The organism is Secundilactobacillus angelensis (assembly GCF_012641075.1).
In the GTDB taxonomy this organism is placed as follows: domain Bacteria; phylum Bacillota; class Bacilli; order Lactobacillales; family Lactobacillaceae; genus Secundilactobacillus; species Secundilactobacillus angelensis.
Genome location: NZ_JAAXLJ010000068.1, coordinates 1 through 622, shown reverse-complemented (window position 1 = coordinate 622; position 622 = coordinate 1). Strand labels below are relative to the sequence as shown.

The window sequence follows — 622 nt, the reverse complement described above, 5'->3', positions numbered from 1 at the left end:
GCACTTGAGCTTATTAATCAACGACCATTAAAAATCCATCATCAACAGACTGCCATTGAAAGTTTCCGGGCTTGTTCGGATTAAACTTGTAATTTGCCACACAAAGAAATAAAGGAATTGGTCATCAACTTCTGATTTTTGCCGAAAAATATGCGCGAAACAATAATTGCAAGTGTCTTGAAATTGGAACTGGTACAACTAGTTTTGGACAACTTTATCTTTATCAAAAATGTGGTTTCCGGGTTGTTGGTGTTGATCAAAACTTCTTTACAATTCACTATGATAAAGAGATTACTGAAAATGGTCTTGTTTTAAAAGACATGATACGTTTGAGGAAAGTTCTAAAATAAGTCTTGTTTCTCTTATAGGGTCCATAAGTCCCAAATCGCCCCTCAAAATCATTGTTAAAATAACCCCCAATATCTATAATGTAGATGTTGGGGGTTATTTGTTTTTATATGGTATAAATGACTTCTTTTATTCGTCATTTTTTCGATACCTTTTGGAACGATTTTGACCAGGAAATAAACGATCATGCGATCCGACTCGAATGCCAATTAAGACTAGTTCATCTTTATCAATCGTATAAACCACCAGGACATCGTTAGTTTCGCTTGGTGTT

The 622-nt window shown here is 34.7% G+C and carries 2 pseudogenes; one reads left to right on the top strand and one right to left on the bottom strand.

The features are described from left to right. Positions 1-113: 113 nt before the first annotated feature. A pseudogene (locus HC026_RS12385) lies at positions 114-350 on the top strand (GNAT family N-acetyltransferase); the annotation flags it as partial. 127 nt (positions 351-477) lie between these two features. Here the strand turns inward: HC026_RS12385 and HC026_RS12755 are convergent. Then, positions 478-622 (bottom strand): annotated as a pseudogene (locus tag HC026_RS12755) (type II toxin-antitoxin system YafQ family toxin); the annotation flags it as partial.